Annotated in this window: 23 protein-coding genes; 8 read left to right on the top strand and 15 right to left on the bottom strand. The window is 69.1% G+C overall.

Going from position 1 to position 25,108, the window contains the following annotated elements:
- Positions 1–33 precede the first annotated feature (33 nt).
- From AAHG03_RS15435 to purB, 5 genes are all read right to left on the bottom strand, one after another.
- Positions 34–1,536 (bottom strand): histidine kinase, encoded by a 1,503-nt coding sequence (locus AAHG03_RS15435; RefSeq protein WP_342151570.1) that lies wholly within the window; start codon positions 1,534–1,536, stop codon positions 34–36.
- Positions 1,537–1,576: 40 nt separating this feature from the next.
- The gene (locus AAHG03_RS15430) at positions 1,577–2,869 is read right to left on the bottom strand and encodes an adenylosuccinate synthase (RefSeq protein WP_342151569.1); all 1,293 of its coding nucleotides are present in this window, start codon (positions 2,867–2,869) and stop codon (positions 1,577–1,579) included.
- A gap of 523 nt (positions 2,870–3,392) precedes the next feature.
- The gene (locus AAHG03_RS15425) at positions 3,393–3,710 is read right to left on the bottom strand and encodes a hypothetical protein (protein ID WP_342151568.1); all 318 of its coding nucleotides are present in this window, start codon (positions 3,708–3,710) and stop codon (positions 3,393–3,395) included.
- A gap of 57 nt (positions 3,711–3,767) precedes the next feature.
- Entirely contained in the window at positions 3,768–4,628 is an 861-nt protein-coding gene (locus AAHG03_RS15420; RefSeq protein ID WP_342151567.1) for a D-amino-acid transaminase, read from the bottom strand.
- A gap of 57 nt (positions 4,629–4,685) precedes the next feature.
- Positions 4,686–5,993 carry an adenylosuccinate lyase gene (gene purB, locus AAHG03_RS15415; protein WP_342151566.1) on the bottom strand — a complete coding sequence of 436 codons (1,308 nt, stop codon included), beginning with the start codon at positions 5,991–5,993 and terminating at the stop codon, positions 4,686–4,688.
- 161 nt (positions 5,994–6,154) lie between these two features.
- Between purB and moaB the strand changes: the two genes are divergently transcribed.
- The 3 genes from moaB (at position 6,155) to AAHG03_RS15400 (ending at position 7,598) form a co-directional block, all read left to right on the top strand.
- Positions 6,155–6,712 carry a molybdenum cofactor biosynthesis protein B gene (gene moaB / locus AAHG03_RS15410; RefSeq protein WP_342151565.1) on the top strand — a complete coding sequence of 186 codons (558 nt, stop codon included), beginning with the start codon at positions 6,155–6,157 and terminating at the stop codon, positions 6,710–6,712.
- 138 nt (positions 6,713–6,850) lie between these two features.
- Positions 6,851–7,060 (top strand): hypothetical protein, encoded by a 210-nt coding sequence (locus tag AAHG03_RS15405; protein WP_342151564.1) that lies wholly within the window; start codon positions 6,851–6,853, stop codon positions 7,058–7,060.
- A gap of 187 nt (positions 7,061–7,247) precedes the next feature.
- Positions 7,248–7,598, top strand: coding sequence for a TonB family protein (locus AAHG03_RS15400; protein ID WP_342151563.1), 351 nt, complete (start codon positions 7,248–7,250; stop codon positions 7,596–7,598).
- Between the two features lie 65 nt (positions 7,599–7,663).
- Here the strand turns inward: AAHG03_RS15400 and ppx are convergent, their stop codons facing one another.
- The 3 genes from ppx to AAHG03_RS15385 all read right to left on the bottom strand — a co-directional run bounded on the left by ppx (position 7,664) and on the right by AAHG03_RS15385 (position 12,491).
- Positions 7,664–9,157: an exopolyphosphatase gene (ppx, locus tag AAHG03_RS15395; RefSeq protein ID WP_412759752.1), complete on the bottom strand. Its 1,494-nt coding sequence runs from the start codon at positions 9,155–9,157 to the stop codon at positions 7,664–7,666.
- 145 nt (positions 9,158–9,302) lie between these two features.
- Positions 9,303–11,669, bottom strand: coding sequence for an RNA degradosome polyphosphate kinase (locus AAHG03_RS15390; protein WP_342151561.1), 2,367 nt, complete (start codon positions 11,667–11,669; stop codon positions 9,303–9,305).
- 93 nt (positions 11,670–11,762) lie between these two features.
- On the bottom strand, positions 11,763–12,491 hold the full coding sequence (locus tag AAHG03_RS15385; protein WP_342151560.1) for a P-loop NTPase family protein: 729 nt from the start codon (positions 12,489–12,491) through the stop codon (positions 11,763–11,765).
- 264 nt (positions 12,492–12,755) lie between these two features.
- Here AAHG03_RS15385 and AAHG03_RS15380 point away from each other — a divergent pair, with 264 nt between their 5' ends.
- Together AAHG03_RS15380 and AAHG03_RS15375 are read left to right on the top strand one after the other, a co-directional pair.
- Positions 12,756–12,989: an acetyltransferase gene (locus AAHG03_RS15380; RefSeq protein ID WP_342151559.1), complete on the top strand. Its 234-nt coding sequence runs from the start codon at positions 12,756–12,758 to the stop codon at positions 12,987–12,989.
- Positions 12,986–13,267: a type II toxin-antitoxin system RelE/ParE family toxin gene (locus AAHG03_RS15375; RefSeq protein ID WP_342151558.1), complete on the top strand. Its 282-nt coding sequence runs from the start codon at positions 12,986–12,988 to the stop codon at positions 13,265–13,267. Before AAHG03_RS15380 ends, AAHG03_RS15375 begins: the two co-directional genes overlap by 4 nt.
- Before the next feature lie 57 nt (positions 13,268–13,324).
- Here AAHG03_RS15375 and AAHG03_RS15370 read toward each other — a convergent pair whose 3' ends face one another.
- The gene (locus AAHG03_RS15370; protein WP_342151557.1) at positions 13,325–14,437 is read right to left on the bottom strand and encodes an AI-2E family transporter; all 1,113 of its coding nucleotides are present in this window, start codon (positions 14,435–14,437) and stop codon (positions 13,325–13,327) included.
- Positions 14,438–14,618: 181 nt separating this feature from the next.
- On the opposite strand from AAHG03_RS15370, the gene purM reads away from it, so the two are divergent.
- The 3 genes from purM (at position 14,619) to AAHG03_RS15355 (ending at position 18,093) form a co-directional block, all read left to right on the top strand.
- Positions 14,619–15,686: a phosphoribosylformylglycinamidine cyclo-ligase gene (purM, locus tag AAHG03_RS15365; RefSeq protein ID WP_342151654.1), complete on the top strand. Its 1,068-nt coding sequence runs from the start codon at positions 14,619–14,621 to the stop codon at positions 15,684–15,686.
- Positions 15,687–15,867: 181 nt separating this feature from the next.
- On the top strand, positions 15,868–16,527 hold the full coding sequence (gene purN / locus AAHG03_RS15360) for a phosphoribosylglycinamide formyltransferase (protein ID WP_342151556.1): 660 nt from the start codon (positions 15,868–15,870) through the stop codon (positions 16,525–16,527).
- Positions 16,528–16,716: 189 nt separating this feature from the next.
- The gene (locus AAHG03_RS15355) at positions 16,717–18,093 is read left to right on the top strand and encodes a hypothetical protein (protein ID WP_342151555.1); all 1,377 of its coding nucleotides are present in this window, start codon (positions 16,717–16,719) and stop codon (positions 18,091–18,093) included.
- A 32-nt stretch (positions 18,094–18,125) separates the two neighbouring features.
- Here AAHG03_RS15355 and AAHG03_RS15350 read toward each other — a convergent pair whose 3' ends face one another.
- From AAHG03_RS15350 to AAHG03_RS15325, 6 genes are all read right to left on the bottom strand, one after another.
- Positions 18,126–19,697 carry a SpoVR family protein gene (locus AAHG03_RS15350; protein ID WP_342151554.1) on the bottom strand — a complete coding sequence of 524 codons (1,572 nt, stop codon included), beginning with the start codon at positions 19,695–19,697 and terminating at the stop codon, positions 18,126–18,128.
- A 205-nt stretch (positions 19,698–19,902) separates the two neighbouring features.
- Positions 19,903–21,207: a YeaH/YhbH family protein gene (locus tag AAHG03_RS15345; protein WP_342151553.1), complete on the bottom strand. Its 1,305-nt coding sequence runs from the start codon at positions 21,205–21,207 to the stop codon at positions 19,903–19,905.
- 89 nt (positions 21,208–21,296) lie between these two features.
- Positions 21,297–23,249 carry a PrkA family serine protein kinase gene (locus tag AAHG03_RS15340; protein WP_342151552.1) on the bottom strand — a complete coding sequence of 651 codons (1,953 nt, stop codon included), beginning with the start codon at positions 23,247–23,249 and terminating at the stop codon, positions 21,297–21,299.
- A gap of 254 nt (positions 23,250–23,503) precedes the next feature.
- On the bottom strand, positions 23,504–23,968 hold the full coding sequence (locus AAHG03_RS15335; RefSeq protein ID WP_342151551.1) for a 4-aminobutyrate aminotransferase: 465 nt from the start codon (positions 23,966–23,968) through the stop codon (positions 23,504–23,506).
- 125 nt (positions 23,969–24,093) lie between these two features.
- A complete protein-coding gene (locus AAHG03_RS15330; RefSeq protein ID WP_412759751.1) occupies positions 24,094–24,492 on the bottom strand; it encodes a hypothetical protein in 399 nt (132 codons plus the stop codon).
- Positions 24,493–24,613: 121 nt separating this feature from the next.
- Complete coding sequence (locus tag AAHG03_RS15325; RefSeq protein ID WP_342151549.1) at positions 24,614–25,078, bottom strand: MerR family transcriptional regulator; 465 nt, start codon at positions 25,076–25,078, stop codon at positions 24,614–24,616.
- Between the last annotated feature and the right edge of the window lie 30 nt (positions 25,079–25,108).

Below are 25,108 nucleotides of genomic sequence, written 5' to 3'. Positions count from 1 at the left end.
AGGGATGATCCCTTCGGAATCCCGATATCGACCTCAGTCTTTCCAGGCGTCGAAGGCGGCCTGCATCGCGCGGGTGCCGGAATTGCCCTTCTCGAAGGTCAGGATCGCCCGCGTGCCCGAGGCGTAGGAGATCGGCAGGTCGAACCAGTTGCGGTGGAGCAGCAGGTCGGTGTTGCGATCCACGTCGCTCTTCAGCGACGACAGGCCGATCAGAAACAGGTTCTCCCGCACCCGCACCGGCAGCCCGGACACGGGCGAGCCGCGCGAGGCCTCCTCCTCCTTGGGCTGGAGCAGCCCGACATTCTGCACCGCGCGCTTGGCGCCCGAGCCGTAATTGGTGAAGGCCAGCTCGATCGTGTGCGAGGCCGGCAGCGTCGCGTCGCGGTTGCGGCGGATCGTCATGCCGAGCGTTAGGCCGGCCTCCGGATACTCGACGGTGGCACGCAGCACGGTCTGCAGCGGCTCGCCCTGCTCGCCAGCCACGGTGTCGAGCCGCCAGATCGCGTGACCGCTGATGGCCGCGGGCTGAGCGCGGGGATCGGCGGTGTTCTCCTCGTAGAGCACCGCGCGCTGCGAGACCGCGACCTCCGGCTGGGCCGGGCTCGCGCCGGGCGCGGCCGGCTTCGGTTTCGGCTCGGCCTCGCCGCCGACCCGGTCGGCGAACTTGGCGTCCGGCGTCTCGGCCGGGTCGCCGCCTTGCGTCTCGGCGATGGTGCGCTGGAGATCGGAGGGCCGGTCGCGCAGGAAGAATGCCGTCACCGCGATCAGGGCGATCACGCTGGCGAGCACGCCGCCGACGAACAGGTTGCGCAGCATGCGCGAGCGCCCGGCGGGCCGGGCCACCACGTCGATGCGCGGGCGCTGGCGCCCGTTCGCGCCCTCAGCAGCCGTATCCTCGTTCTCGGCCGTCGGCACGGTCGGGATGAAGCCCGCTGCCTCGGGGCGCGGCTCGGCGCGTTCCTCCGGCTTCGGTCGCCGCGGCGGCGGCACGAAGGGCTGCGCGTCCACCGGCGGGCCGGGCTCGGGCAGCAGGTCGGCGGGCAGCGTGGCCGGCGGCAGCGGCTCGGGCGCCGGTTTCTTTTGGGGAGCGGCGGGCTTGGGCTCCGCGGGCGGCTTCGGCTGTTCGGTCTTCGCCAGCGCCACGGGCTTGACGTCCGCGGGCTTCGCTTCCGTCGCCTTGGGCGGCGTGGCCTCCGGCGACGGGGGAGGGGGGCTCACCGGTGCCGGCTTCGGCTCAGGCGTCGCCGCGGGCTTCGCCGCCGGTTTGGGCTCGGCGGGCGGAGGTGGCGGGGCCGGCGCAGGCGTCACCGCCGGGGCGGCAGGCGCGGCGCCGTAGCCGGCCTCCAGCCGCTCGATCGCCGCGTCCAGCGCCTTGCGCTCCAGCTCGATGTCGGCTTCCGGCACCGGCGGGTCGAGGTTGCGCAACTGCCCGATCAGGGCGCTGCGGGCGCGGTCGTAGACGGCCTTGCGCAGGGCCGGCGTCCGGTCGGGCAGGGCGTCGAGCGCCCGCGCCAGCAACGGATAATAGTCGGCCATCGTGCCCCGATCCGCCTGTCCTGCTGTCCGGCCGTTTCGCTCAATCCTCGAAGGGGTTGTGCATCAGGATCGTGTCGTCGCGCTCCGGCGAGGTCGAAAGCAGGGCGACCGGGGCCCCGATCAGCTCCTCGATCCGGCGCACGTACTTGATCGCCTGCGCCGGCAGATCGGCCCAGGAGCGGGCGCCGGCGGTCGTCCCGGTCCAGCCCGGAATCGTCTCGTAGACCGGCACGGCGCGCTGCTGCTGTGCCTGGCTCGCCGGCAGGTGGTCGAGGCGCTTGCCGTCGATGTCGTAGGCGGTGCAGACCCGGATCTCGTCGAAGCCGTCGAGCACGTCGAGCTTGGTCAGCGCGATGCCGTCGATGCCGGACGTCTGCACCGTCTGGCGCACGAGGCAGGCGTCGAACCAGCCGCAGCGGCGCTTGCGCCCGGTCACGGTGCCGAATTCGTGGCCGCGCTCGCCGATGCGCTGGCCGATCTCGTCGTGCAGTTCGGTCGGGAACGGCCCCTCGCCGACGCGGGTGGTGTAGGCCTTGGCGATGCCGAGCACGTAGCCGATGGCGCGCGGGCCGAGCCCCGAGCCGGTCGCGGCCTGCCCGGCCACGGTATTGGACGAGGTGACGAACGGGTAGGTGCCGTGATCGACGTCGAGCAGCGCGCCCTGCGCGCCCTCGAACAGGATGCGGCTGCCCTTGCGGCGGGCCTCGTCGAGCAGGTGCCAGACGGTGTCCTGGAACGGCAGCACCCGGTCGGCGATGGCCGTGATTTCGTCGAGGACGGTCTGTTCGGCGATCTCTTCGAGGCCGAAGCCGCGGCGCAAGGCGTTGTGGTGGGCGAGCAGGCGCTCGATCTTCGGCGGCAGAGTCTCGGGCTCGGCCAGATCCATCAGGCGGATCGCGCGGCGACCGACCTTGTCCTCGTAGGCCGGGCCGATGCCGCGCTTGGTCGTGCCAATCTTGGTGCCCTGGGCCCCGTCCTCGCGCAGCGCGTCGAGTTCGCGGTGCAGCGACAGGATCAGGGTGGCGTTGTCGGCCACCCGCAGGTTGTCGCGGGAGATGGCGACGCCCTGGCCGGCGAGCCGGTCGATCTCGGAGGCGAGCGCGTAGGGGTCGAGCACCACGCCGTTGCCGATGACGCCGAGCGTGCCCTGGCGGACCACGCCGGAGGGCAGCAGCGACAGCTTGTAGACGGCGTTGCCGACCACCAGCGTGTGGCCCGCGTTGTGGCCGCCCTGGAAGCGCACCACGATGTCGGCCTGCTCGGAGAGCCAGTCGACGATCTTGCCCTTGCCCTCGTCGCCCCACTGGGCGCCTACGACGACGACGTTCGCCATGCGGTCAGACCTGTCTCGCGTTCGCCGGAGCCCCGCCCCGGTCGTATCCGGGCCGGCGGTCCGGCCACCTCGGTTTCGTGCCTCGGCCTCTCGCGAAGCCGGCAATCCCCGTCCGGGCCGTCTTTCGAGCGCGGGCACCGAGCGGTTGCGCACGCGCAAAAACCCCGGCGTGAGCCGGGGATGGAGCATGCGAGGCCTCTTCGGCGATCTGAACAGGTCCGTCAAGCGAATGGACCGGCCTTGGAGGGAGACAAGCCGTGCAGATGCCGACGAGTTCGGCCTTCAGTGTGCGTCGTGGGGGCGATGATTTTGGCCAGCACCCGACCGTTTCGGATGCCAACCCCCGTCATTCCGGGGCTTGCCGAAGGCGAGAACCCGGAATCCACGACTGGCCGCGACGGTGTGAGTAGCCGCGCATCACGGGTGGATTCCGGGTTCCGCTACGCGGCCCCGGAATGACGGTGAGGGGGGACGGCTGAGGTTGTGTTGAATCTGCACCGATCCGGCTTCAGCCCAAACGCCCTTACTTCGCATCACCCGGCGGCTTGATGACGGGCGTCGAGTTCGGGCTCGGATCGGGGGCGATGGTCTTGATCTCGGGATCGACGCCGGCCGGCGGCTTGATCACGCCGTCCGACTTCTCGAGCTTGTCGCTCAGCGTCGAGCCGGTGGTGTCGCCCTCCGGGCGCACCTTCTCCGGCACCCGGTCGTTGGGGCCGGGCAGCTTCGGGTCGCTGTCCTGGCCGCGCTGGGGCACGGAGGGGTCCTGCGCAAACGCCACCGTGCCGGCGGAGGCCGTCAGCAGGGCGGCGGCCACAAAGAGCGTCTTTCCGAAAGTCATCGTATCCTCGGTCGGTCCTTCACGAACCAACGAGGGCCCCCCGCTGCGCGTTCCTCTTTACGAGGCGCGTCGCCCCTCGGCGAAGGCGAAGTAGAGTTCGCGCAGGCGCCGCGCCACCGGGCCGGGGCGGCCGTCGCCCAGCGTCTTCCCGTCGATCTCGACCACCGGCATCACGAAGGCCGAGGCCGAGGTGTAGAACGCCTCCGCCGCCTCGGGCAGCTCGTCGGCCGCGATGATCCGTTCCTCGAATGCGATCCCGGTCTCCTCGGCGAGGGCCAGCACGGCGGCCCGCGTGATGCCGGGCAGCAGCGCGTGCGAGAGCGGGCGCGTCACCAGCGCACCCGCCTTCGTCACGATGAAGACGGAGGACGAGGAGCCCTCGGTCACGACGCCGTCCTCGACCATGAAGGCCTCGGCCGCACCCGCTTCCGCCGCCTGCTGCTTGGCGATGACCTGGGCGAGCAAGGCCACCGACTTGATGTCGCGCCGCTTCCAGCGCAGGTCCGGCACGGTGATCGCCTTGGCCCCGGTCTCGGCCAGCGGGTTGGCGACGATGCTTTTCGCTTGCGTGAACATCATCACGGTCGGGGCGACCTCGCCCTTGGGGAAGGAGAAGTCGCGCTCGGCCACGCCCCGCGTCACCTGGATATAGACGAGGCCCTCCGTCAGGCCGTTGCGCGTCGCCAGCTCCGTCTCCAGCCGCTCCCACTCCTCGGACGTGTGGGGATTGCGGATGCCGATCTCGCACATCGAGCGGTCGAGCCGGGCCAGATGCGCCGCGTTGTCCACGAGCTTACCGCCCAGCACCGCCGCGACCTCGTAGATCCCGTCGGCGAACAGGAAGCCGCGGTCCATCACCGGCACGCGGGCCTCGTCGAGGGGGAGGAAGCTGCCGTTGAGGTAGGCGGTGCGGGTCATCGGAGGTCTCGGGCGTGCATCGAACGCGGGTGAAGCAGGTTCCGTGCGAAGGCCGCCCTACGCCGCCCCGAACACCCGCGCAAAGATCGTGTCGACGTGCTTGAAGTGGTACCCGAGGTCGAAGCATTCCTCGATCTGCTCAGGCTTCAAGACGGCGGTCACTTCCGCGTCGGCCTTGAGAAGTGACAAAAAATCGCCTTCGCCGCGCCAGACCGGCATCGCGTTGCGCTGGACCAGCCGGTAGGAATCCTCGCGCGAGAGCCCCCCTTGCGTCAGCGCCAGCAGCACCCGCTGCGAGTGGACGAGGCCGCCGAGCTTGTCCAAGTTCTTCTGCATGTTGGCCGGGTAGATCAGCAGCTTGTCGATCACGCCCGTCATCCGCGCGAGCGCGAAATCGAGGGTCACGGTCGCGTCCGGGCCGATCATCCGCTCGACCGAGGAGTGGGAGATGTCCCGCTCGTGCCAGAGCACGACGTTCTCCAAGGCCGGGGTCACGTACCCGCGCACCATGCGGGCGAGGCCGGTGATGTTCTCGGTCAGCACCGGGTTGCGCTTGTGCGGCATGGCCGAGGAGCCCTTCTGCCCCTCGGAGAAGAATTCTTCCGCTTCCAGCACCTCTGTGCGCTGGAGATGGCGCACCTCAATGGCGAGCCGCTCCATCGACGAGGCGATCACGCCGAGCACGGCGAAGAACATGGCGTGACGATCCCGCGGGATCACCTGGGTCGAGACCGGCTCAGGGACGAGGCCCATCTGCGCGGCGACGTACTCCTCCACCCGCGGGTCGATGTTGGCGAAGGTGCCGACGGCGCCGGAGATCGCGCAGGTCGCGACCTCTTTCCGCGCCGCGATCAGCCGCTCCTTGGCGCGGTCGAACTCGGCATAGGCCTGGGCGAGCTTGAGGCCGAAGGTGACGGGCTCGGCGTGGATGCCGTGCGAGCGGCCGATGGTCGGGGTCAATTTGTGCTCGAAGGCGCGCCGCTTGAGCGCGGCGAGCAGCGCATCGAGATCCTTGATCAGGATGTCGGCGGCCTTGGTGAGCTGCACGTTGAGGCAGGTGTCGAGCACGTCCGACGAGGTCATGCCCTGGTGGACGAACCGCGCCTCCGGCCCGACGATCTCGGCCAGATGTGTCAGGAAGGCGATGACGTCGTGCTTCGTCACCGCCTCGATCGCGTCGATCCGCGCGACGTCGAACACCGCGTCGCGGCCCTTCTCCCACACCTTATCGGCCGCCTCCTTCGGGACCACGCCGATATTGGCGAGAGCGGTGGTGGCGTGGGCTTCGATCTCGAACCAGATCCGGAACCGGCTCTCCGGCGACCAGATCGCGGCCATCTCGGGGCGGGAGTAGCGGGGGATCATTTTTTCGCCTCGGCTCGGAGGAATCTCTCTCGCGGGCGCCTAGCATGGGGCGGGCGGGAGCGTAAACGCGGACGGTCGGCACCTCTGACGTGTCCGCAGGACAAGTCGCCTGTCCGACGCCATATGCGACGCTATCCGCCGTGAACGCCCGTGAGACGCCGATGTCCGATGCAAAACCCGCCCGCGCCTTCATCCCCCTCTCGATCGCCGTGCTCACGGTGTCCGACACCCGCACGCTGGCCGACGACCGGTCCGGCGACACGCTGGCGGCGCGGCTGACGGAGGCCGGGCATCGGCTGGCGGAGCGGGACATCGTGCCGGACGAGGTGGGCGCCATCCGCGAGCGGGTCGGGGCCTGGGTGCGCGATCCGGGGATCGACGTGATCCTCACCACCGGCGGCACCGGGTTCACCGGGCGCGACGTGACGCCAGAGGCGCTGGAGCCGCTGTTCGAGAAGCGGATGGACGGGTTCTCCGCCATCTTCCATCGCATCTCCTACGAAAAGATCGGCACCTCGACGCTGCAGTCGCGGGCGACCGCGGGGGTGGCGGGGGCGACCTACATCTTCGTGCTGCCGGGCTCGCCCGGGGCCTGCCGCGATGCCTGGGACGGCATCCTGGCGAGCCAGCTCGATTACCGGCACCGCCCTTGCAACTTCGTCGAGATCATGCCGCGGCTCGACGAGCATCTGCGCCGGGGCGCGGCGGCCTCGATCTGAGCGCCCGGCCAAGCGGCGCTGCGGCAAATTCCTGTTGCGCTGCAATGACAAAGGCGGCGGCGGGCGGTGGAACCTCGGCCGGGGCGCGCTGTTGGTTTCACGGTCCTTGAACCACAACGACAAATCGGGAGACGCCCCATGAAATACGCCCTCGGTCTCGCGGCTGCCCTCGTCATCGGCTCGGCGGCCGTCAGCACGCCGGTCCTGGCGCAAAGCGGCGGCAACAGCGCGCAGATGACCGGCTCCAACGCCACCGGCGTGCAGCCCGACAGCAAGATGAGCGGCAAGATGTCCGGCGGCGCCCCGATGAAGTCGAAGAAGATGAAGTCCAAGAAGAACCGCATGTGAGCGAAGCGGCCATGGCCGGCACGGCGCTATGATCGCCGGCCGGGCCGTGTCCGGGGCGCCTCAGGGCGCCCTTTTTCGTTCCTATCCTGCTTTCGTTGTGGCCTCGGGCGGCGCCGGGCACCACTCGTCCTCCACCGGCCGCGCCCCGAGCGGCCGTGTCCCATCAGGTCCGTCGGAGTTTTCTCGCGTGGTGTCCCGCTTCCTGCCGGCCCTTCTCGTCCTGACGCTCCTGTCCGTCTCCGCCCTGGCCGCGCCGCGGGTGGATACCAAGGCGCGGGCCTGGGTCGCCGACGTGGTCAACCGCATCGGCGCGGCCGACCGCGCGGCGGCGCCGGGGCGCGGCGGGCCGGTGACCCTGCGGGTGCGGATCGCCGCCAACGGGACGCTCGACGGGGTCGAGATCGAGGAGGGCGCGCCGGCTCTGGCCGAGCGGGCGCGCCGGGCCGCGCAAGCCGCCGGGCCGTTCGCCCCACCCCCGCCCGGCCTGCTGACCCTGGAAGGCTACACTGAACTCAGCTTCCCGCTGACGCTGCGGTGAAGCTTGTGCCGCATCGGCTTTTTCCGAAAACCGGCGGCCACTTTTCGGGCCGATGCTCAAAAAAATCAGGCGACGTCGATCCGGCCGTCGAGGCCGATCACGCGGGCGAGGCCGCGCACGCGGTTGAGCATGCGCTCGCCGTTCAGCGCCTCCCAGTCCCGCGGCAGGCGTAAGACCACCTTGCCGTCCTCGACCGTCACCGGCATCCGGGCGAGCGGGCCGGCCATGCCCGCGGAGACCGGGAAGGCGACCCGCAGCAGCGCGCCGATCAGCCGGGCGCGGTCGAACAGGCGGGGGCCGGCCAAGCCCCGCAGCATCGGGCTCGCCTTCTCCGGGGCGACGCCCTCGTGGCGGAAATAGCCCGACAGGGCGAGATAGGCCCGGCCCGGATGGTCGATACCGGTGAAGGCCGCGTTGGCGATGACGTTGAGGCTCTGCTCCCCGCGATAATCGGGATGCGCCCGCCAGCCGATATCCGAGAGCAGGCAGGCGGCGTGGCGCAGGCGCCGCTCGCCCGCGGTCTCGGGGCCGTCCAGCGTCTCGATGAAGCGGTCGGTCCAGGCGCGCAGTTCCTCGCCGTGGCCGGGGGAGCGGGCGCGCTGCTCGTTCAGCTCCTGGGCCGAGACGATCAGCGGATCGAGCGCGCGGGTGTCGCGGTCGAGCTGCTCGAACAGCAGGCCCTCGCGCACGCCGCCGGCCGAGATCGCGATCTCGCGGGGACGCCCTAAGCGGATGATCTCCTCGAGCACGACGGCGCCGTAGGCGAGCAGGGGCCGGCGCGCCTCGGAGATGGTCTCGACCTCCTGCAACGCCGCTGCGTCGGTCGTCTCGACCATTTCGAGGAAGCTCAGCTCGTCGGAGGGCTCGACGGTGTAGCCGTGCATGACGTGGAGCGGGTAGCCGCGGGCCGCCTGATGCAGCCGGGCCAGCGCCCGCCACGTGCCGCCGACGGCGTAGAAGGTGCGCCCGCGCAGGGTCTCCAGCTGCGGCTCGGCCTTCCTGAGATGCTCGCGGGCGATCTTTCGCGCTTTTTTCGGCGAGTTCTCGGAGAGGTCCTGCAGCGCCAGCCCGCCGAGCGGCATCGTCACGCCGAGGCCCACCGTGACGCCGTGGACATCGACCAGTTCGAGCGAGCCGCCGCCGAGATCGCCCACCACGCCGTCCGGCGCGTAGAAGCCCGAGACGACGCCGAGCGCCGACAGCTCCGCCTCGCGCCGGCCCGACAGCAGCTGAATCTCCTGGCCGAGCGCGGCCTGCGCGGCTTCCAGGAAGGCCGGGCCGTTGGCGGCGTCGCGGGCGGCGGCGGTCGCCAGCACGAAGATGCGGCCGACCCGCATCGTGTCGCACAGGACGCGGAAGCGCCGCAGCGCCGTCAGCGCCCGCAGCACCGAATCCTCATTGAGCCGCCCCGTGGAGAAGACCGAGCGGCCGAGCCCGCACAGGACCTTCTCGTTGTAGAGCGGCGTCGGCGCCCGCTGAAGCCCGTCATAGGCGACGAGCCGCACCGAGTTCGAGCCGATATCGATGATCGCGACGGGGGCGGTCGTGCGGCTCGTCATGGAACCCGGCCATTCGGCATCGTGGGCGAGCGTGAGGTGCGAACGGTGCGGACCCATGCGATCCCCTTGCCAGGGCGCCGGGGGGAGGGGCGCCTGTCGATGGAGACGCGCCGGAGCGTCGTTGCCCCGGCACGGAGCCTAGCGGTCAGGAGCGCTGCGCGCGGCGGCTGAGCGCCCGCGGGCTCGACTTCTTCGACGACTTGCCGCGCCCGGACAGGCTCGGATTCGTCATGAAATACTTGTGCGCGTTGAACGGCTCTTCCCCTTCCGCGGGGCCGATCCGCTCGCAGGCACCCGACGCCAGTACACGCCAGCTCTGGCGGTTGTCGAGGAGGTTGGCCAGCATGATCTGGTCCAGCACCTGCTGATGCACAGTGGGATTCGTGATCGGCAAGAGCGCCTCGACGCGCCGGTCGAGGTTGCGGCTCATCAGGTCGGCGGACGAGATGTAGACGGTCGCCTTCGGATGCGGCAGCCCGGCGCCGTTGCCGAAGGCGTAGACGCGCCCGTGTTCGAGGAAGCGCCCGACGATCGACTTCACCCGGATCGTCTCCGACAGGCCGGGGATGCCGGGGCGCAGGCAGCAGATGCCGCGCACCACGCAATCGATCTGCACGCCCTCCTGGCTGGCGTCGTAGAGCGCGTCGATGATCTGGCTGTCGACCAGCGAGTTGCACTTGATCCAGATCGCCGCCGGCCGCCCGGCCTTCGCGTGGGCGATCTCCTCCTCGATGTGCTGGAGCAGGCGCGGCTTCAAGGTGAGCGGCGAGACCGCCATGCGCTCCAGCTCGGCCGGCTCGGCATAGCCGGTGATGTAGTTGAAGATGCGCGACACGTCCCGGCCGATCGCCGGGTCGGCGGTGAAGAACGACAGGTCGGTGTAAACCCGCGCCGTGATCGGGTGATAGTTGCCGGTGCCGATATGGCAGTAGGTGACGAGGCGATCGCCCTCGCGGCGCACCACCATCGACAGCTTGGCGTGGGTCTTCAGCTCGACGAAGCCGAACACCACCTGCGCGCCGGCCTTTTCGAGGTTGCGCGCCCAGCGGATGTTGGCTTCCTCGTCGAAACGGGCCTTCAGTTCGACCAGCGCGGTCACCGACTTGCCGGCCTCCGCGGCCTCGGCGAGCGCCGCGACGATCGGCGAGTTCGAGGAGGTGCGGTAGAGCGTCTGCTTGATCGCCACCACGTTCGGGTCGCGGGCGGCCTGATGGAGGAACTGCACCACCGAATCGAACGACTCGTAGGGGTGGTGGACGCAGAAATCCTTCTGGCGTATCGCCGCGAACACGTCGCCGCCGGACTCGCGGATGCGCTCGGGGAAGCGCGGGTTGTAGGGCTTGAACTTGAGGTCCGGCCGGTCGATCCCGACGATCTGCGACAGCTCGTTGAGCGCCAGCGTCCCCTCCACGAGGAAGATCGCGTCGGGGGCGATCTCCAGCTCGTCGGCCACGAAGGCGCGCAGCTCCTCGGTCATGCCGGCCTCGACTTCGAGGCGGATGACCACGCCGCGGCGGCGGCGCTTGATCGCCGATTCGAAGTGCAGGACGAGGTCTTCCGCCTCCTCCTCGATCTCCAGATCGGAATCGCGCACGACGCGGAAGGCGCCCTGGGCCTTGAGGGTGTAGCCGGGAAACAGCCGGGCGGCGAACTTCACGATCACCTGCTCGATGGCGATGAAGCGGGCGGTCGTCTCGCCCTCGCGGTCGGGCAGGCGCACGAACCGGTCGAGCACCGACGGCATGCGGATCAGCGCGCGCAGGGTCCGCCCGTCGCGGGGGCGCACCAGCATGAAGGCGATGGTCGAGCCGAGATTCGGGATGAACGGGAACGGATGGGCCGGATCGATGGCGAGCGGCGTCAGCACCGGGAAGACGTGGGCGAGGAAGTACTCCTCCAGCCACGCCATCTGCTCGGGCGACAGCTCCACCGGCTCGGCGAGATGAATGCCGTTGTCGTTCAGCTCCTCGCGCAGCTGCCGCCAGCGCTCCTGCTGGTCCAGCGCCAGCCGCGAGACCTCGGCGCCGATGCGCGTGAGCTGCTCGGCGGGACTCAAGCCGTCCTGCGACGGCGTGGTGATGCCGGCGCGGACCTGATCGTGCAGGCCGGCCACCCGCACCATGAAGAACTCGTCGAGGTTGTTGGCCGAGATCGAGAGGAAGCGCAGCCGCTCCAACAGCGGATGGTTGGGGTTCGAGGCCTCTTCCAGCACCCGGCGGTTGAACTGGAGCCAGGACAGCTCTCGGTTGACGAAGCGCTCGGGCGAGTGGCGGAGCGCGCGGCCCGCCTCGATCACCGGCTCGCGGGCGGCCTCGGTGGCGGCGGGGTCGGCGCCGGCCTCCGGCTCGGAGGGTTTTTCGGCGGCCTTCTCGGCGGCGAGGATGCGCGCGGCGCGTGCCGTGCGGGCCCGCGCGGTCTCGCTGCGCACCCCCCGCTCGGTGGCGAGACTGGTCTCTTCGGTCTCCATCGCCTCGGCGTCCTGCACCAGAGCGTCCGACTCGGCTTCCGACAACGTGCGGGCTCCTCTCCGTTCCGATTTTCGGCCGGCTCCCTAACATGGGCGCGGCGCGGCCGTTTGACAGTTTCGTGACACCGAACGGACGACTCAAGCCGGATCGTCGGGCTCCGCATCCGTCTCGTCGGCGTCTTCGGGGTCGAGCCGGTCGAGCACGGCGAGCGCCAGCGGTTTCGAGATGCGCCGCCGCCGCCCCAGCGCGTCGCGGTCGAGTTCCGCCACGACCTCGCGGGCGCGGGCGAGCGAGCGGTCGATGCGCAGGGCCAGCGCCTCGACCACGGAGAGATCGACCACGAGCTGGCGGTCCACGAACAGCTTGACGATCACCGCCTTGAGCAGCGCGTCGTCCGGCGGGCCGATCTCGGCGCCGGGGGCGAGGCGAAGGCGCGAGCGCAGGTCCGCCACCTTCAGGCCGAAGCCGTCGACCGGGCCCGACGCCGTGAGCAGCACGGGGAAGCGTCGCTCGCGGGCGAGGTTGAGCAGGTGGAACAGGGCCGCCTCGTCGCGGCCGGCCTCGCGGTCCACGTCCTCGACCACGAGGGCGCCGTTGGAGATGAGATGCGCGACGTCGCCATGGCCGACCTCCGCGGCGGAGACGGTCCAGGCTTGCGCCCGGCTCGCCCAGATCGAGGCCAGATGGCTCTTGCCGCTGCCTGGGGGCCCACGCAGCAGGAACACCGTGTCGGGCCAATCCGGCCACGCCTCGATCAGGCCGTAGGCCTCCTCGTTGGAGGGGCTGACCAGAAAATCCTCCGCGCCGTAGCGCGGGTCCAGCGGCAGATCGAAGGCCAGCTGCTTCGGGGGGGCGGTGTCGCGCATGGGCGGGAGCATACACCGCGCGGCGTTTCGAGGCATATTCGGGCGCGGACGGGCCGCCCCACCCGCCCGCGCATCGCGGCAGGCCCGATGGCTTCGTGCCGATCGACGATCTGGACCAGCGACGCCGTATGCTGTGCTAGACAATCGTCCTGGATATGAAATCCAGGACGATTGTCTAAGTTTCTATGCCGCATCGGCTTTTTTCCCGAAAGCCAGCATCCACCTTTCGGACCGATGCTCTAGGATGCCGTGAGAGGTGTTGCCATGACCGTTCTCGACCAAGCCGTCGAAGCCATGCGGCAGATGCCGCCCGCCACGCGGGACAGCGTGGCCCAGGCCATTCTCACGCTCGCGCAGGGGAGTGCTCCCATCGACATCGAGCCGGAGCACATGGCCGCCGTCATGGAAGGGTTGGCGCAGCTCGAGCGCGGCGAGGGCGTGGTGGGCGAGCCCGAGGACTTGGTGGCGGCGGCCTTCGCCCGTCACCGTCGCCCTTGAAACTGCGCCTATCCCCGCGCGCCGAGGACGATCTCGACCGCATCGCCGCCTATCTCGAACCCCGCAACCCGCAGGCGGCCTTGCTGGTGCAGGCGCAACTCGCTGCCGCCCTGCGTCTGCTGACCGAGCATCCGCAATCTGGCCGCTCGATCGGGCGCGGCGTGCGCCGCTTCGCCGTGCCGCGCCAGCCCTATCTCATCGTCTACCGGATCGATGAGACGGCCGGGGAGGTGGCGATCGCCACCATCCGGCATGCCGCACGGCGGCCCATCGTTTAGTCAGCGCTCCCGATCGATCGCCTCGGTGACCGATCCGGCGCCGCGTTTCGGGTCTCGTCAGTCGCGGGTGGAGAGCTTGGGCGCCTCGGCCTCGCCGATCAGCACCGGTCCGTCGCCGCGATAGAGCCGGCTCTCCAGATAGCGCTCGATGCCGAAGCGCACGACCACGCCGATGGAGGCCGCGACCGGCACGGCGAGCAGCAGGCCGACGAAGCCGAACAGCGAGCCGAAGGCGAGCAGCGCGAACATCAGCCAGACCGGATGCAGGCCGACCGAATCGCCGACGAGCTTGGGCGAGATGACGTTGCCTTCGAGGAACTGGCCGACGAGGAACACGCCGACGGTGAGGCCGATGAACAGCCAGTCGCCGGTGGGCCACCATTGCGCGAGCGCGACGCCGACCGAGAGCATGAAACCGGTCAGCGTGCCGACATAGGGGATGGAGGTGAGGAACCCCGAGATCATCCCGATCAGCACGCCGAAGTTCAGCCCGACCATGAACAGGCCGACGGCGTAGAACGAGCCGAGGATGAGGCAGACGAGGCTCTGCCCGCGCACGAAGCCGGTGACGGCCCCGTCGATCTCGCCCGCGAGCCGACGCACGGTCGGGCGATGGCGCGGCGGCACCCAGCGGTCCAGCGCGGCGATCATCCGGTCCCAGTCGTGCAGCAGGTAGAAGGCGACGACCGGGGTGACCACGAGCAGCGAGGCGATGGAGACGAGCGCCTGGCTGCCCGTCCAGAGCGACTTGAGGAAGGCGAGGAACCACGTGCCCCCCTGGCCCACCAGGGTGCCGACGGAGGATTGCAGCTCGCCCACCCCCTCCTTGCCGCCGAGCCGCTCCAACAACGGCCCGGCCCGCTCGACCAGGATCGATTGCAGCCGCGAGACCGTGCCCGGCAGGGTGTTGACGAGCGCGGCGATCTGCCCGGCGGCGAGCGGCACCACGATGATCAGCAGCACCACGAAGCCGACGACGAAGCCCGCCAGGATGATGAGGGTCGCAGCCAAGCGCCCGAGGCCGAGCCGCTCCAGCCGGTCGGCGAGCGGATCGAGCAGGTAGGCGAGCGCCAGCCCCGCCACGAAGGGCAGCATCACCTCGCGCAGCTCGTAGAGCAGGAAGAGCAGGACCGCGAGAATCGAGAGCCCGATGATGGCCCGTGCGCGCATCGAGGCTCCTTGCCGTCCCGTCGCCGTCGTCACCGGGAGAGTGGGAAGCGGGGGCGGGCGGGTCAAGGCGCGGCGCAGGATGCTGTGCCCCGGCGCGGTGCCTTGCGCGCGCGGGTGTGGTCAAGCGCGGCGCGATGTGGCAGCGCATATCCGTGAATTGTGGGAGCGCGGCGGGACGGCGATGACGGCGCAGGACGGGAACGGGCTCACCTACGCGCAGGCCGGCGTCGATATCGACGCGGGCAACGCGCTCGTGGAGACCATCAAGCCGCTGGTGCGCGCCACGCGCCGGCCGGGGGCGGATGCGGAGATCGGCGGCTTCGGCGGCCTGTTCGACCTCAAGGCCGCGGGCTTCAAGGACGCGATCCTGGTCGCTGCCAACGACGGCGTCGGCACCAAGGTGAAGATCGCCATCGAGACGGGGCGGCACAGTACCATCGGCATCGACCTCGTGGCGATGTGCGTCAACGACATCATCGTCCAGGGCGCCGAGCCGCTGTTCTTCCTCGACTACTACGCGACCGGCAAACTGGTGCCCGGCGTCGGCGCCGACATCGTGCGCGGCATCGCCGATGGCTGTCGGCAGGCGGGCTGCGCGCTGATCGGCGGCGAGACCGCCGAGATGCCGGGCCTCTACGACGGCGCCGACTACGATCTCGCCGGCTTCTCGGTGGGCGCGGCCGAGCGCGGCACGCTGCTGCCGCGGCCGGGCATCGGCCCGGGCGACGCGGTGCTCGGGCTGCCCTCGTCGGGCGTCCATTCCAACGGCTTCTCGCTGGTGCGCCGGATCGTGGCCAAGACCGACCTCGGATGGGACGCCGACGCGCCGTTCGCGCCGGGCCGCACGCTCGGCGAGGCGCTCTTGGAGCCGACCCGCATCTACGTGAAGCCGCTGCTCGCCGCCCTCAAGCGCGCGGGCGGCATCCGCGCGCTCGCCCACATCACCGGCGGCGGTTTTCCCGACAACCTGCCCCGCGTGCTGCCCGAGGGCGTCGGCATCGAGATCGATCTTTCGGCGATTGCCGTGCCGCCGGTCTTCGGCTGGCTGGCGCGGGAAGGGGGCGTGGCCGAATCCGAGATGCTGCGCACCTTCAACTGCGGCATCGGCATGGTGGTGGTCGCCGCCGCCGACGCGGCCGATGCGGTCGCCGACGCGCTGACCGAGGCCGGCGAGGCGCCGGTGCGGTTGGGGCGGATCACCGAGCGCGGGGCGGACGCCGTGACGTTCACGGGGACGCTGGGGCTGTAAGGCGCAGGACCATACCGTTTCCCATCCACCCACCTCATCCTGAGGTGCCGTAGCGAAGCGGAGGCCTCGAAGGAGGGCTCCAGAAGTCTCAGCGATCCCTGGAGCCCTCCTTCGAGGCCGCTGACGCGGCACCTCAGGATGAGGGGGTGGATGGGATGACCGGAGGTTGCCCGGAACGCCCATGTCAGCCCACGTCACGAAAAAACGCGTCGCGATCCTCATCTCCGGCCGCGGCTCCAACATGGTCTCGCTGATCGAGGCGGCGCGCGCGCCGGATTACCCGGCCGAGATCGTGCTGGTGCTGTCGAACCGTCCCGACGCCGCCGGGCTGACCCGCGCGCGGGAGGCCGGCATCCCGGCCCGCGCCGTCGACCACAAAGTCTACCCCAACCGCACCGCGTTCGACGCCGCGCTCCAAAAGGAGCTGGACGCCGCCGGGATCGAGCTGATCGTGCTGGCGGGCTTCATGCGCATCCTCACCGACGCCTTCGTCGAGGCGTGGGCCGGGCGGATGATCAACATCCACCCCTCGCTGCTGCCGCTGTTCAAGGGCACGCACACGCATGAGCGGGCGATTACAGCCGGCGTGCGGCTCCACGGCTGCACCGTCCACTACGTCGTGCCGGAACTCGACGCCGGGCCGATCGTGGCCCAGGCCGCCGTGCCGGTGCTGCCCGGCGACGACGCCGACGCGCTGGCCGCCCGCGTCATCGTGCAGGAGCACCGGCTGTATCCGGCAGCCCTCGCGCTGATCGCGGGGGGCGGTGCGGTGCTGGAGGGTGGCCGCGTGCGCCTCGGTGAGGCGGAGCGCGACGCGGGCGCCGCGCTGCTCTCGCTCTGACGGCCTCGCCCCGGACACCACCGATCCGGGCGGCTTCCCCAGCGGCAGCGGAACCGCGTGCGAGCGTGCCCTCAGGGGAGGGGCAAAGGTTCAATCGCGATTCTTTCGACATCGACGGCAAATCGAGCCTACAAACGCTCCACGGGACCATTCCGTGAGGAAGCCTGAGAGGTCGGAATGAAGCATTTGATGACTTGGTTCGGGACCATTGTCTGCCACAATCCCCGCACCGGGCAGCTGCTTCATCGCCCGATCAAGGAATTATGCGACGACGATCTGCCTGTACTTGTCGAGGACAGCGATGCTTTCGACACCGGCCTCCTTGTTCTGCGTCCGGCTCGGCAATGCAGGGCCGTCCGCACCACGGCCTCGGACGAGCACGGATCGTTCGTCTATGCCTCCGGGGCACATCCCAAGGTCGGCCTGTCTCTCAAGCGGGACGACAAATTCCTCTCGGCGCGCCCGGGCGGATCCACCATGGCCATGATGCCGGCGGCCAAGGCCTGGGAAGCCTTCGTGGTGATTTCAAAGGCGGAATTGGATTTCCTGGATTTCTTTCAGGGCAACGATTGGTGGCGCCGGAGCGACAACACCTTCCTGCGCGCGCACGAGATCGCCCTTCTTCCCGGCTTCAAGCTGAAGGTCGGCTCCGACGAACTGCCCGTGCCGCGCGGTCTGCCCTCGGCCCGTGAATGGGGACGGGGCCCCGATGGCGACATCCGCCGGTCCGAAGCGGTTCTCTTCTTCGACGGCTGGCGCATCGAGGCGTTTCAGCTGTTCCGCCCGCTCGTCTTCGTCGTCGCCTACGGGCCCGACGAGATCTTCGAGCGCCTGCACCTGTGCCTGCGGTCCCTGTTCGAGTTGGGTCGCTATGAGGGGGATGTCCTCGTCATCGGCGACAAGAGCCATCGGGAACTCTCCGCGCTGTTGCCGCGATTGCCGATGGATCGCATCCACGTGCAGAATCTGCGGGCGGTGAGCAGCTTCGATTATTACAGCGCGCGATACTATTTCTCCGATTGGGAATCGGCGCATCTCTATCAGCCGTTCCTCTACATGGATCTCGATGCGGCCGTCGATTGCCCGGTCATGCCGTTCTTCGAGGCCGTCGCGTTCCACGACAAGCTGTCGTTCCAGGCCGAGACCTGGACGCGGCTCGACACGCACATCCCGGCCGGGAGCGCCCTCGTGCGGAACGATCCCGGGCTGGAGGCCCACGACCTGCCGGGCTTCAACTCGGGGATTTTCACCGTACCGTCGCTGACGCCGCACGAAGGCACGCTGCGCAAGATCAGGGAAGCCATTCGCCGCTACCTCGAGCAGCATGGCCCCAAGTCCCTCAGTCATTTCGATCAGCCGATCGTCAACTACGTGACCGTCAAGTTGGCGCCGATCGACTACGCGTTCCTGACTCCGCGGGTCCGCTACACCCAGAACGCCGTGATGGTCGGCGGCGACGAGCCGCTCGGCTTCGTTCACTTCTGGGGCAACGGGCCGGAACTGACCGACGTGATGGCGCGGTTCATCGAGGAGACCGCTCGGAAAGCCGCCGACGCGCCCGCCTGAGCCGCCGGGGCTGCGCCCCGTCTGCGTTACCTTCAGAAGAAGATCGGCCGGGCGCTCGCCGTGTGCTCCACCAGCACGGCGCCGCTGGCCGGGTCGATCTCCTTCAGCACCGCGTCGTAGCCCCAGAGGTCGGCGAGGTGCTGCAGCACGCGCCGGGCGTCGTCCTTCTGCAGGGTGATGCGGTTGAGCGCCTTGTGGTGGAGGATCAGTCGGCGGTCGCCCTCCAGATCGACGTCCACCACCTCGATATCGGGGTCGAGCCACGCCACGTCGTACTGGCGGGCGAAGGAGCGGCGCATCTTGCGGTAGCCGCGCTCGTCGTGGATCGCCGCGACGCGCATCTCCGGCTCGTCGGGATCGTCGGTCACGTGGAACAGGCGCATGTCGCGCATGAGCTTCGGGCTGAGGAACTGCGCGATGAAGCTCTCGTCGCGGTAGTTCTCCCAGCAATCGCGCAGCACCCCCATGGCGTCGCCCTGGCCGGCGATGTCGGGGAACCAGTCGCGGTCCTCGTCGGTCGGCTGCTCCACGATGCGGGCGATGTCCTGCATCATGGCAAAGCCCAGCGCATACGGGTTGTGGCCGCCGAACGAGCGGTCGTCGAAGGTCGGCTGGCGGATGACGTTGGTGTGCGAGGTCAGGAATTCGAGATAGGCCGCCTCGCTAAGCTGCCCCTTCTGCGACAGCGCGTTCATGATCCGGTAGTGGCAGTAGGTGGCGCAGCCCTCGTTCATCACCTTGGTCTGGCGCTGCGGGTAGAAGTACTGCGCGACGAGGCGGACAATACGAAGAATCTCGCGCTGCCACGGCCGCAGGCGCGGGGCCACTTTCTCCAAGAAGTAGAGGATGTTCTCCTGGGGCAGTTCGAGCAGCGCCTTGCGCCGCTCCAGCGCCGGATCGCCCTTGGCCGCGCCCGCCTTGGCGGGAAGGGTGCGCCAGAGGTCGTTGTAGATCTGCTCGCCGTGCTGCTCGCGCTCGCGCTCGCGCCGCTGCTCGCTGGCGAGGTCCGGGCGCTTCTTGCGCGGATAGCGGTGGACGCCCTGGCTCATCAGGGCGTGGGCGGCATCCAGCACCTGCTCAACGGCCCCGTGGCCGTAGCGCTCCTCGCAGCGGCTGATGTAGCCCTTGGCGAAGTCGAGATAGTCGAGGATGCCCTCCGCGTCGGTCCACTGCTTGAACAGATAGTTGTTCTTGAAGAAGTGGTTATGGCCGAAGGCGGCGTGCGCGATGACGAGCGTCTGCATCGTCGCCGTGTTCTCCTCCATCACGTAGGAGATGCACGGATCGGAGTTGATAACGATCTCGTAGGCGAGCCCCATCAGGCCGCGGCGGTAGCTCGCCTCCTGCTGGGCGAAGTGCTTGCCGAACGACCAGTGCTTGTAGAACAGCGGCATGCCGATCGAGGCATAGGCGTCGAGCATCTGCTCGGCGGTGATGATCTCGATCTGGTTCGGGTACCACGACAGGCCGAGTTCCGGCCCCGCCACCGCCTCGCAGGCGTCGTGGATGCGCCGGATCGTGTGGAAGTCCCAGTCGTTGCCGGAAAACAGCAGCTCGCCCGGTTGGGGCGCTGCGGATGTCTTGCGGCTCAGGCTCGCGACCATGGCGGTCCTTCTCCTCGACGCTGTCTCCCCTCCCCCTTGCGGGGAGGGGAAGGGGGTTGGGGGTGGTTCAGGAGGAACCGTCACGGTGCCTTCTGCACGCCCCCCACCCCTGGCCCCTCCCCGCCCATGATTGGGCTTGCCCAATCATGGTCAACTTGATGCAGATCTCGGGCAAGCCCGAGATCTGTGGGGGAGGGGAAGAGCCTCATGCTTCCGCCTTGGCGTCCTTGCGGCCGAACAGCTCGCGGAAGACCGGGTAGATGTCGCGGCGGTGGTTCACTTTCCGCATGGCGAGCGGCTCGCCGGCCTTGGCGAGCGCCTCGTAGGTCCGCCACAGGGTGGTGCGGTGCTCCACGAACCCGGCGCGGGGGCCGTTCTCGTCGCCGACTTCGAGGTAGGCGAAGTGCTGGCAGGCCGGCAGGATGTGGGCGCGCAAGAGTTCCGTCGAGGTCGGGCCGTCGGAGGAGACGTTGTCGCCGTCGGACGCCTGCGCCGCGTAGATGTTCCAGTCGTCGGGCGAGTAGCGCTCGGCCACGATGCGCTTCATCTCGACGAGGGCGGAGGAGACCAGCGTGCCGCCGGTCTCGCGGGAGCCGAAGAAGGTCTCCTCGTCCACCTCCGTCGCCCGGTCGGTGTGGCGGATGAACACGATCTCGACGTGCTTGTAGCGGCGCGTCAGGAAGATGTGCAGCAGGATGTAGAACCGCTTGGCGAGGTCCTTCATGTGCTCGGTCATCGAGCCGGACACGTCCATCAGGCAGAACATCACGGCCTGGGCGATCGGCTTCGGATAAGGCTCGAACCGGCGGAAGCGCAGGTCGATCGGATCGACATAGGGGATGCGCTTGGAGCGCTCGCGCAGGAATTCCAGCTTCAAGATCAGATCGGGCAGGCCCGGATCGTCGGTCTCGCGGGCCCGCGCGACCTCGGCCTCCAAGGCCTGCATCTCTTCGAGCTTCGGCCGCTTGAGGGCGATGCGGCGGGACATCGAGTTCCGCAGGGTCCGCGACAGGGCGAGGTTCGCGGGCGAGCCCGAGACGGTGTAGCCGGCCCGGCGCAGCCCCTCGGTCTCGACCAGCGCCAGCCGGCGCTTGGCGAGGTCGGGCAGTTCGAGGTCTTCGAGGAACAGGTCCAAAAATTCCTCGCGCGTCAGCACGAAGTGGAAGGCGTCCTCGCTGTTCTCAGAGCCGCCGCCGCCTTCGCCCGCACCGCCGCCGCCGCCTCCCCCGCCGCCCGGCGGGCGCTCGATCCGGTCGCCCTCCACGTAGGTCTTGTTGCCCGGCAGGATGTAGTCCTGATGGCCCGTGCCGGGCTGGCGCGAGAAGCGCGGCTCGCGCACGCCGTCGCCCGGCACGGTGATGCGCCCGTCCTTGCCGAGGTCCTTGATGTCCTTCTCGCGGGCGGATTCGCGCACCGCCCGCTGAGCGACGTCCTTGACCCGGCGCAGGAAGCGCTGGCGGTTGGGGAGGCTCTTTCCGCCTGGATTGAGCCGACGGTCGACGATGTGCATCCGGTGTCGCTCAGCGCCTGGTTTCGCGTCCCTGGTTCAGGGACATAAGGTGCGGAATTGCGGCGGATGCCCGAGGTGGGGCGCCCGCCTCACCCCGCCTGCTTCACCCGCATGTACCATTCCACGAGGCGCCGAACCTGACGCTCGGTGTAGCCGCGGTCGGTCATCCGATCGACGAACTCGCCGTGCTTCTTCTCGGTCTCGCTGTCCTTCTTGGAGCCGAACGAGATGACGGGCAGCAGCTCCTCGACCTGGGAGAACATCCGCCGCTCGATCACCTCGCGCAGTTTTTCGTAGGAGGTCCACGACGGGTTGCGACCGCCGTGCTGCGCCCGCGAGCGGAGCGCGAACTTCACCACCTCGTTGCGGAAATCCTTCGGGTTGGCGATGCCCGCGGGCTTCTCGATCTTGGTCAGCTCCTGATTCAGGAGTTCGCGGTTGAGGAGCTGGCCGGTCTCGGCGTCCTTGAAGTCCTGATCCTCGATCCAGGCGTCGGCGTAGTCGATGTAGCGGTCGAACAGGTTCTGGCCGTAATCGTGGTACGATTCGAGATAGGCCTTCTGGATCTCGTGGCCGATGAACTCGGCGTAGCGCGGGGCGAGTTCGGTCTTGATGAACTCCATGTAGCGCTTCTCGGTTTCCGGCGGCAGCTGCTCGCGCCGGATCGCCTGCTCCAGCACGTACATCAGGTGGACCGGATCGGCCGAAACCTCGGTGGTGTCGTGGTTGAAGGTCGCGGCCAGCACCTTGAAGGCGAAGCGGGTCGAGATCCCGTCCATGCCCTCGTCGACGCCGCCGGTGTCCTTGTATTCCTGCATCGAGCGGGCGCGGGGATCGACCTCGCGTAAGGACTCGCCGTCGTAGACCCGCATCTTCGAGAACAGGTTGGAGTTGGCGTGTTCCCGCAGGCGCGAGAGCACCGAGAAGCGGGCCAGCATCTCCAGCGTGCCCGGCGCGCAGGCCGCGGCGGAGAGTTCGGAGCCGGAGATCAGCTTCTCGTAGATGCGCTGCTCCTCCGTGACGCGAAGGCAGTAGGGCACCTTGATGACGTAGATGCGGTCGATGAAGGCTTCGTTGTTCTTGTTGGTCTTGAACGACTGCCACTCGGCCTCGTTCGAGTGGGCCAGGATCACGCCGGTGAAGGGGATCGCGCCGATATTCTCGGTGCCGACATAGTTGCCCTCCTGCGTCGCCGTGAGCAGCGGGTGGAGCATCTTGATCGGCGCCTTGAACATCTCGACGAATTCGAGGACGCCCTGGTTCGCCCGGTTGAGGCCGCCCGAGTAGGAGTAGGCGTCCGGGTCGGCCTGGGACAGCGTCTCGAGGCGGCGGATGTCGACCTTGCCGACGAGGGACGAGATGTCCTGATTGTTCTCGTCGCCCGGCTCGGTCTTGGCGATGGCGATCTGGCGCAGGCGCGAGGGCCTGACCTTGATCACCTTGAAGCGGGAGATGTCGCCGTCGAACTCGTCGAGGCGCTTCAAGGCCCAGGGGCTCATCAGCCCGGTCAGCCGCCGGCGCGGGATGCCGAAGCGCTCCTCGATCTCCCGGCCCATGGTCTCGGGGTCGAACAGGCCGAGCGGGCTCTCGAAGACGGGGGAGACCTCGTCGCCGGCCTTGAGCACGTAGACCGGATGGACCTCCATCAGGGCCTTCAGCCGCTCGGCGAGCGAGGACTTGCCGCCGCCGACCGGCCCGAGCAGGTAGAGGATCTGCTTGCGCTCCTCCAACCCCTGCGCGGCGTGGCGGAAGAACGAGACGATCCGCTCGATCGTCTCCTCCATGCCGTAGAACTCGGAGAAGGCCGGGTAGATCCGGATCGTCCGGTTCATGAACACGCGGCCCAGCCGTGAGTCCTTGGCGGTGTCCACCATCTCCGGCTTGCCGATGGCATCGAGGATGCGCTCGGCCGCGGAGGCGTACATCAGCGGATTGTCGCGGCAGGCTTCGAGATACTCGGAGAGCGTCATCTCCGTGTCGCGGCGCGCTTCGTAACCGCGAGCGAAGCTCTGGAACAGGTCGTTCGTCGAGTGCAGCGGCATTCGAACACCCCCTTCAGGCTGATGACAGCTTCATCCTGTCTCGCCTCGGATGCAACTGGCATTGGGGGATTTGTCGCAGCGCGAAGATACGGAGGGATACGCGTCGCAAACGGGTCACACTCGAACGGGGCCTGCGGGTTAGCGGCCCGGCAACCCTGTTCGGATAAGCGCGAACGCGCGTTCGGCCATGCGTCTGGGGCCGGCGGAGGCCGCCGGCCTGTTGCGTCGCAGCAATGAAGGGCGGGCGCCGGACCTTACAGGTCGGTGGTGTCTTTCTTCTCCTTGGCCTTGTCGTCGGGCTTGCCGGCCTCGACCGTGATGCGGATGTCGCGCTTCTCGATCTGGCCGTCTGAATCCTTGATCTCGACCACCACGGTGTCGTTGCCCGTGTAGCCGGCGTTGCCCTGATAGAAGATCGCCTGCGCCTCGGTGTCCTTGTTCGGGCAGCGGTACTTGGCCGGCGTCTTCAGCTTGCCGCTCTTGGTGATGAGCGAGCCGAACTTCGGCGGCGTCACGACGCGAATCTCGGGCATCGGCCCGGTCGAGCAATCCTTCTTGAGGTTCGGCACGATCACGAGGCGGGCCGATTTGCCGGCCGGCACGGTCTCGCTGCGGGTCACGGTGGTCTGCGCCGCCGCGCTGCCGGCGAGCCCGAGGGCGACGGCGAGCACCAGGGCCCCGGTCGCACCGGAGCGGAGGGCGGAGGTCGTGGACGTCATCGGCGTTTCCTCGTCGTCACGCTGTCCCGCTCCGAAGCCCGGGGAATCCGGCTCACGCGGCGGGGGCAGGGCGGATGTGGGAGCGAGGGCACCGCGCGTCGAGGCTGCTCGCGAAAAGGTTGGCGTCAGTGCTGGATCGCGGCGGCGACGGCGCCGGCCACGCGGGCGATCTGCGCCTCCGAGAGTTCGCCGGCCAGCGTGTGGCTCAGCACCGCCTCGATCCGCGCGCGCTCGCCGAGATCGGCGCCGGGCGTCGAGGGGATGTCGGCATCCGACAGGTCGCAAGCCTTGCGGATCGTCTCGGCGGCCTTGAGCAGCGCCGCGCGGTCGGCCGGGCCCATCTCCCAGAGCGGGGCGCGCAGGCGGCTGATGACCCGGCGGGCGTCGCGGTACTCGCGGTCCACCGTGGTCGAGGCCTCGATCTGGCTGACGAGGAACATCAGTTCCAGAACCTCGTTCGCGGCCTCCGGGCAGGCGCGCACGATCCGCATCATGCGGGCGATGAGTTCCTGAGTCGGAGACATCCGGGCGCGGGGGGGAGCCATGGCGCCTCAACGTGCGCGGAGACAGAAAGTTCGCGGCGTTCCGCGAGCGCGGACACGAAACCGTGAGAGACGACAATCACTTGCGCGCAAGCGAGTTGTCTCAGGCCAGCGGCTCCGGGTCGGCGTCTTCGAGGCCGGCGAGCAGCGCCCGGCACGAGCGCAGTTCGGACAGCACCACTTCCAGCGCGGCGCGATCGGAGGCGATGCCCTCGGTCACCTCCTCGTCGCGGTCCTGCGGCAGGGGCGGGCCGGCCTCCGCCTCGCCCCGGCCGATCCCCTGGACGAAGCGCACGCCGTGCTCCTTAAGGATGCGCTGCGCCCCGCGGATGGTGTAGCCCTGCCCGTGCAGGATGCGGCGGATGCCCCTGAGCAGATCGACGTCGTCGGGCCGGTAGTAGCGCCGCCCGCCCGCGCGCTTCGTCGGCCGGATCTGGCTGAACCGGCTCTCCCAGAAGCGCAGGACGTGCTGGGGCACGCCGAGGTCTTCGGACACCTCGGTGATGGTGCGGAAGGCGCCGGGGCTCTTTTCGGAATGACTTTCGACGGATGCGAGCGGCAGCCCCATGTCGTGACCTCGGTCGGATGCGGCTCGGAC

Origin of the sequence: Methylorubrum subtropicum (assembly GCF_038442325.1) — a bacterium.
Lineage (GTDB): Bacteria > Pseudomonadota > Alphaproteobacteria > Rhizobiales > Beijerinckiaceae > Methylobacterium > Methylobacterium subtropicum.
Note: the sequence above shows the minus strand (reverse complement) of the source record. Positions and strands in the feature narration are given on the sequence as shown.

Bases quoted from the DNA above. Each gene is read 5' to 3' on its own strand.
- AAHG03_RS15380 (WP_342151559.1), top strand. From the start codon at position 12,756: ATGACCGTTCTCGACCAAGCCGTCGAAGCCATGCGGCAGATGCCGCCC.
- purB (WP_342151566.1), bottom strand. From the start codon at position 5,993: ATGATCCCCCGCTACTCCCGCCCCGAGATGGCCGCGATCTGGTCGCCG.
- AAHG03_RS15370 (WP_342151557.1), bottom strand. From the start codon at position 14,437: ATGCGCGCACGGGCCATCATCGGGCTCTCGATTCTCGCGGTCCTGCTC.
- ppx (WP_412759752.1), bottom strand. From the start codon at position 9,157: ATGACGAGCCGCACGACCGCCCCCGTCGCGATCATCGATATCGGCTCG.
- AAHG03_RS15420 (WP_342151567.1), bottom strand. From the start codon at position 4,628: ATGACCCGCACCGCCTACCTCAACGGCAGCTTCCTCCCCCTCGACGAG.
- AAHG03_RS15345 (WP_342151553.1), bottom strand. From the start codon at position 21,207: ATGCACATCGTCGACCGTCGGCTCAATCCAGGCGGAAAGAGCCTCCCC.
- AAHG03_RS15430 (WP_342151569.1), bottom strand. From the start codon at position 2,869: ATGGCGAACGTCGTCGTCGTAGGCGCCCAGTGGGGCGACGAGGGCAAG.
- AAHG03_RS15425 (WP_342151568.1), bottom strand. From the start codon at position 3,710: ATGACTTTCGGAAAGACGCTCTTTGTGGCCGCCGCCCTGCTGACGGCC.
- AAHG03_RS15325 (WP_342151549.1), bottom strand. From the start codon at position 25,078: ATGGGGCTGCCGCTCGCATCCGTCGAAAGTCATTCCGAAAAGAGCCCC.
- AAHG03_RS15405 (WP_342151564.1), top strand. From the start codon at position 6,851: ATGAAATACGCCCTCGGTCTCGCGGCTGCCCTCGTCATCGGCTCGGCG.
- AAHG03_RS15355 (WP_342151555.1), top strand. From the start codon at position 16,717: ATGACTTGGTTCGGGACCATTGTCTGCCACAATCCCCGCACCGGGCAG.
- AAHG03_RS15330 (WP_412759751.1), bottom strand. From the start codon at position 24,492: ATGTCTCCGACTCAGGAACTCATCGCCCGCATGATGCGGATCGTGCGC.
- AAHG03_RS15340 (WP_342151552.1), bottom strand. From the start codon at position 23,249: ATGCCGCTGCACTCGACGAACGACCTGTTCCAGAGCTTCGCTCGCGGT.
- AAHG03_RS15350 (WP_342151554.1), bottom strand. From the start codon at position 19,697: ATGGTCGCGAGCCTGAGCCGCAAGACATCCGCAGCGCCCCAACCGGGC.
- AAHG03_RS15385 (WP_342151560.1), bottom strand. From the start codon at position 12,491: ATGCGCGACACCGCCCCCCCGAAGCAGCTGGCCTTCGATCTGCCGCTG.
- moaB (WP_342151565.1), top strand. From the start codon at position 6,155: ATGTCCGATGCAAAACCCGCCCGCGCCTTCATCCCCCTCTCGATCGCC.
- purN (WP_342151556.1), top strand. From the start codon at position 15,868: ATGTCAGCCCACGTCACGAAAAAACGCGTCGCGATCCTCATCTCCGGC.
- purM (WP_342151654.1), top strand. From the start codon at position 14,619: ATGACGGCGCAGGACGGGAACGGGCTCACCTACGCGCAGGCCGGCGTC.
- AAHG03_RS15335 (WP_342151551.1), bottom strand. From the start codon at position 23,968: ATGACGTCCACGACCTCCGCCCTCCGCTCCGGTGCGACCGGGGCCCTG.
- AAHG03_RS15435 (WP_342151570.1), bottom strand. From the start codon at position 1,536: ATGGCCGACTATTATCCGTTGCTGGCGCGGGCGCTCGACGCCCTGCCC.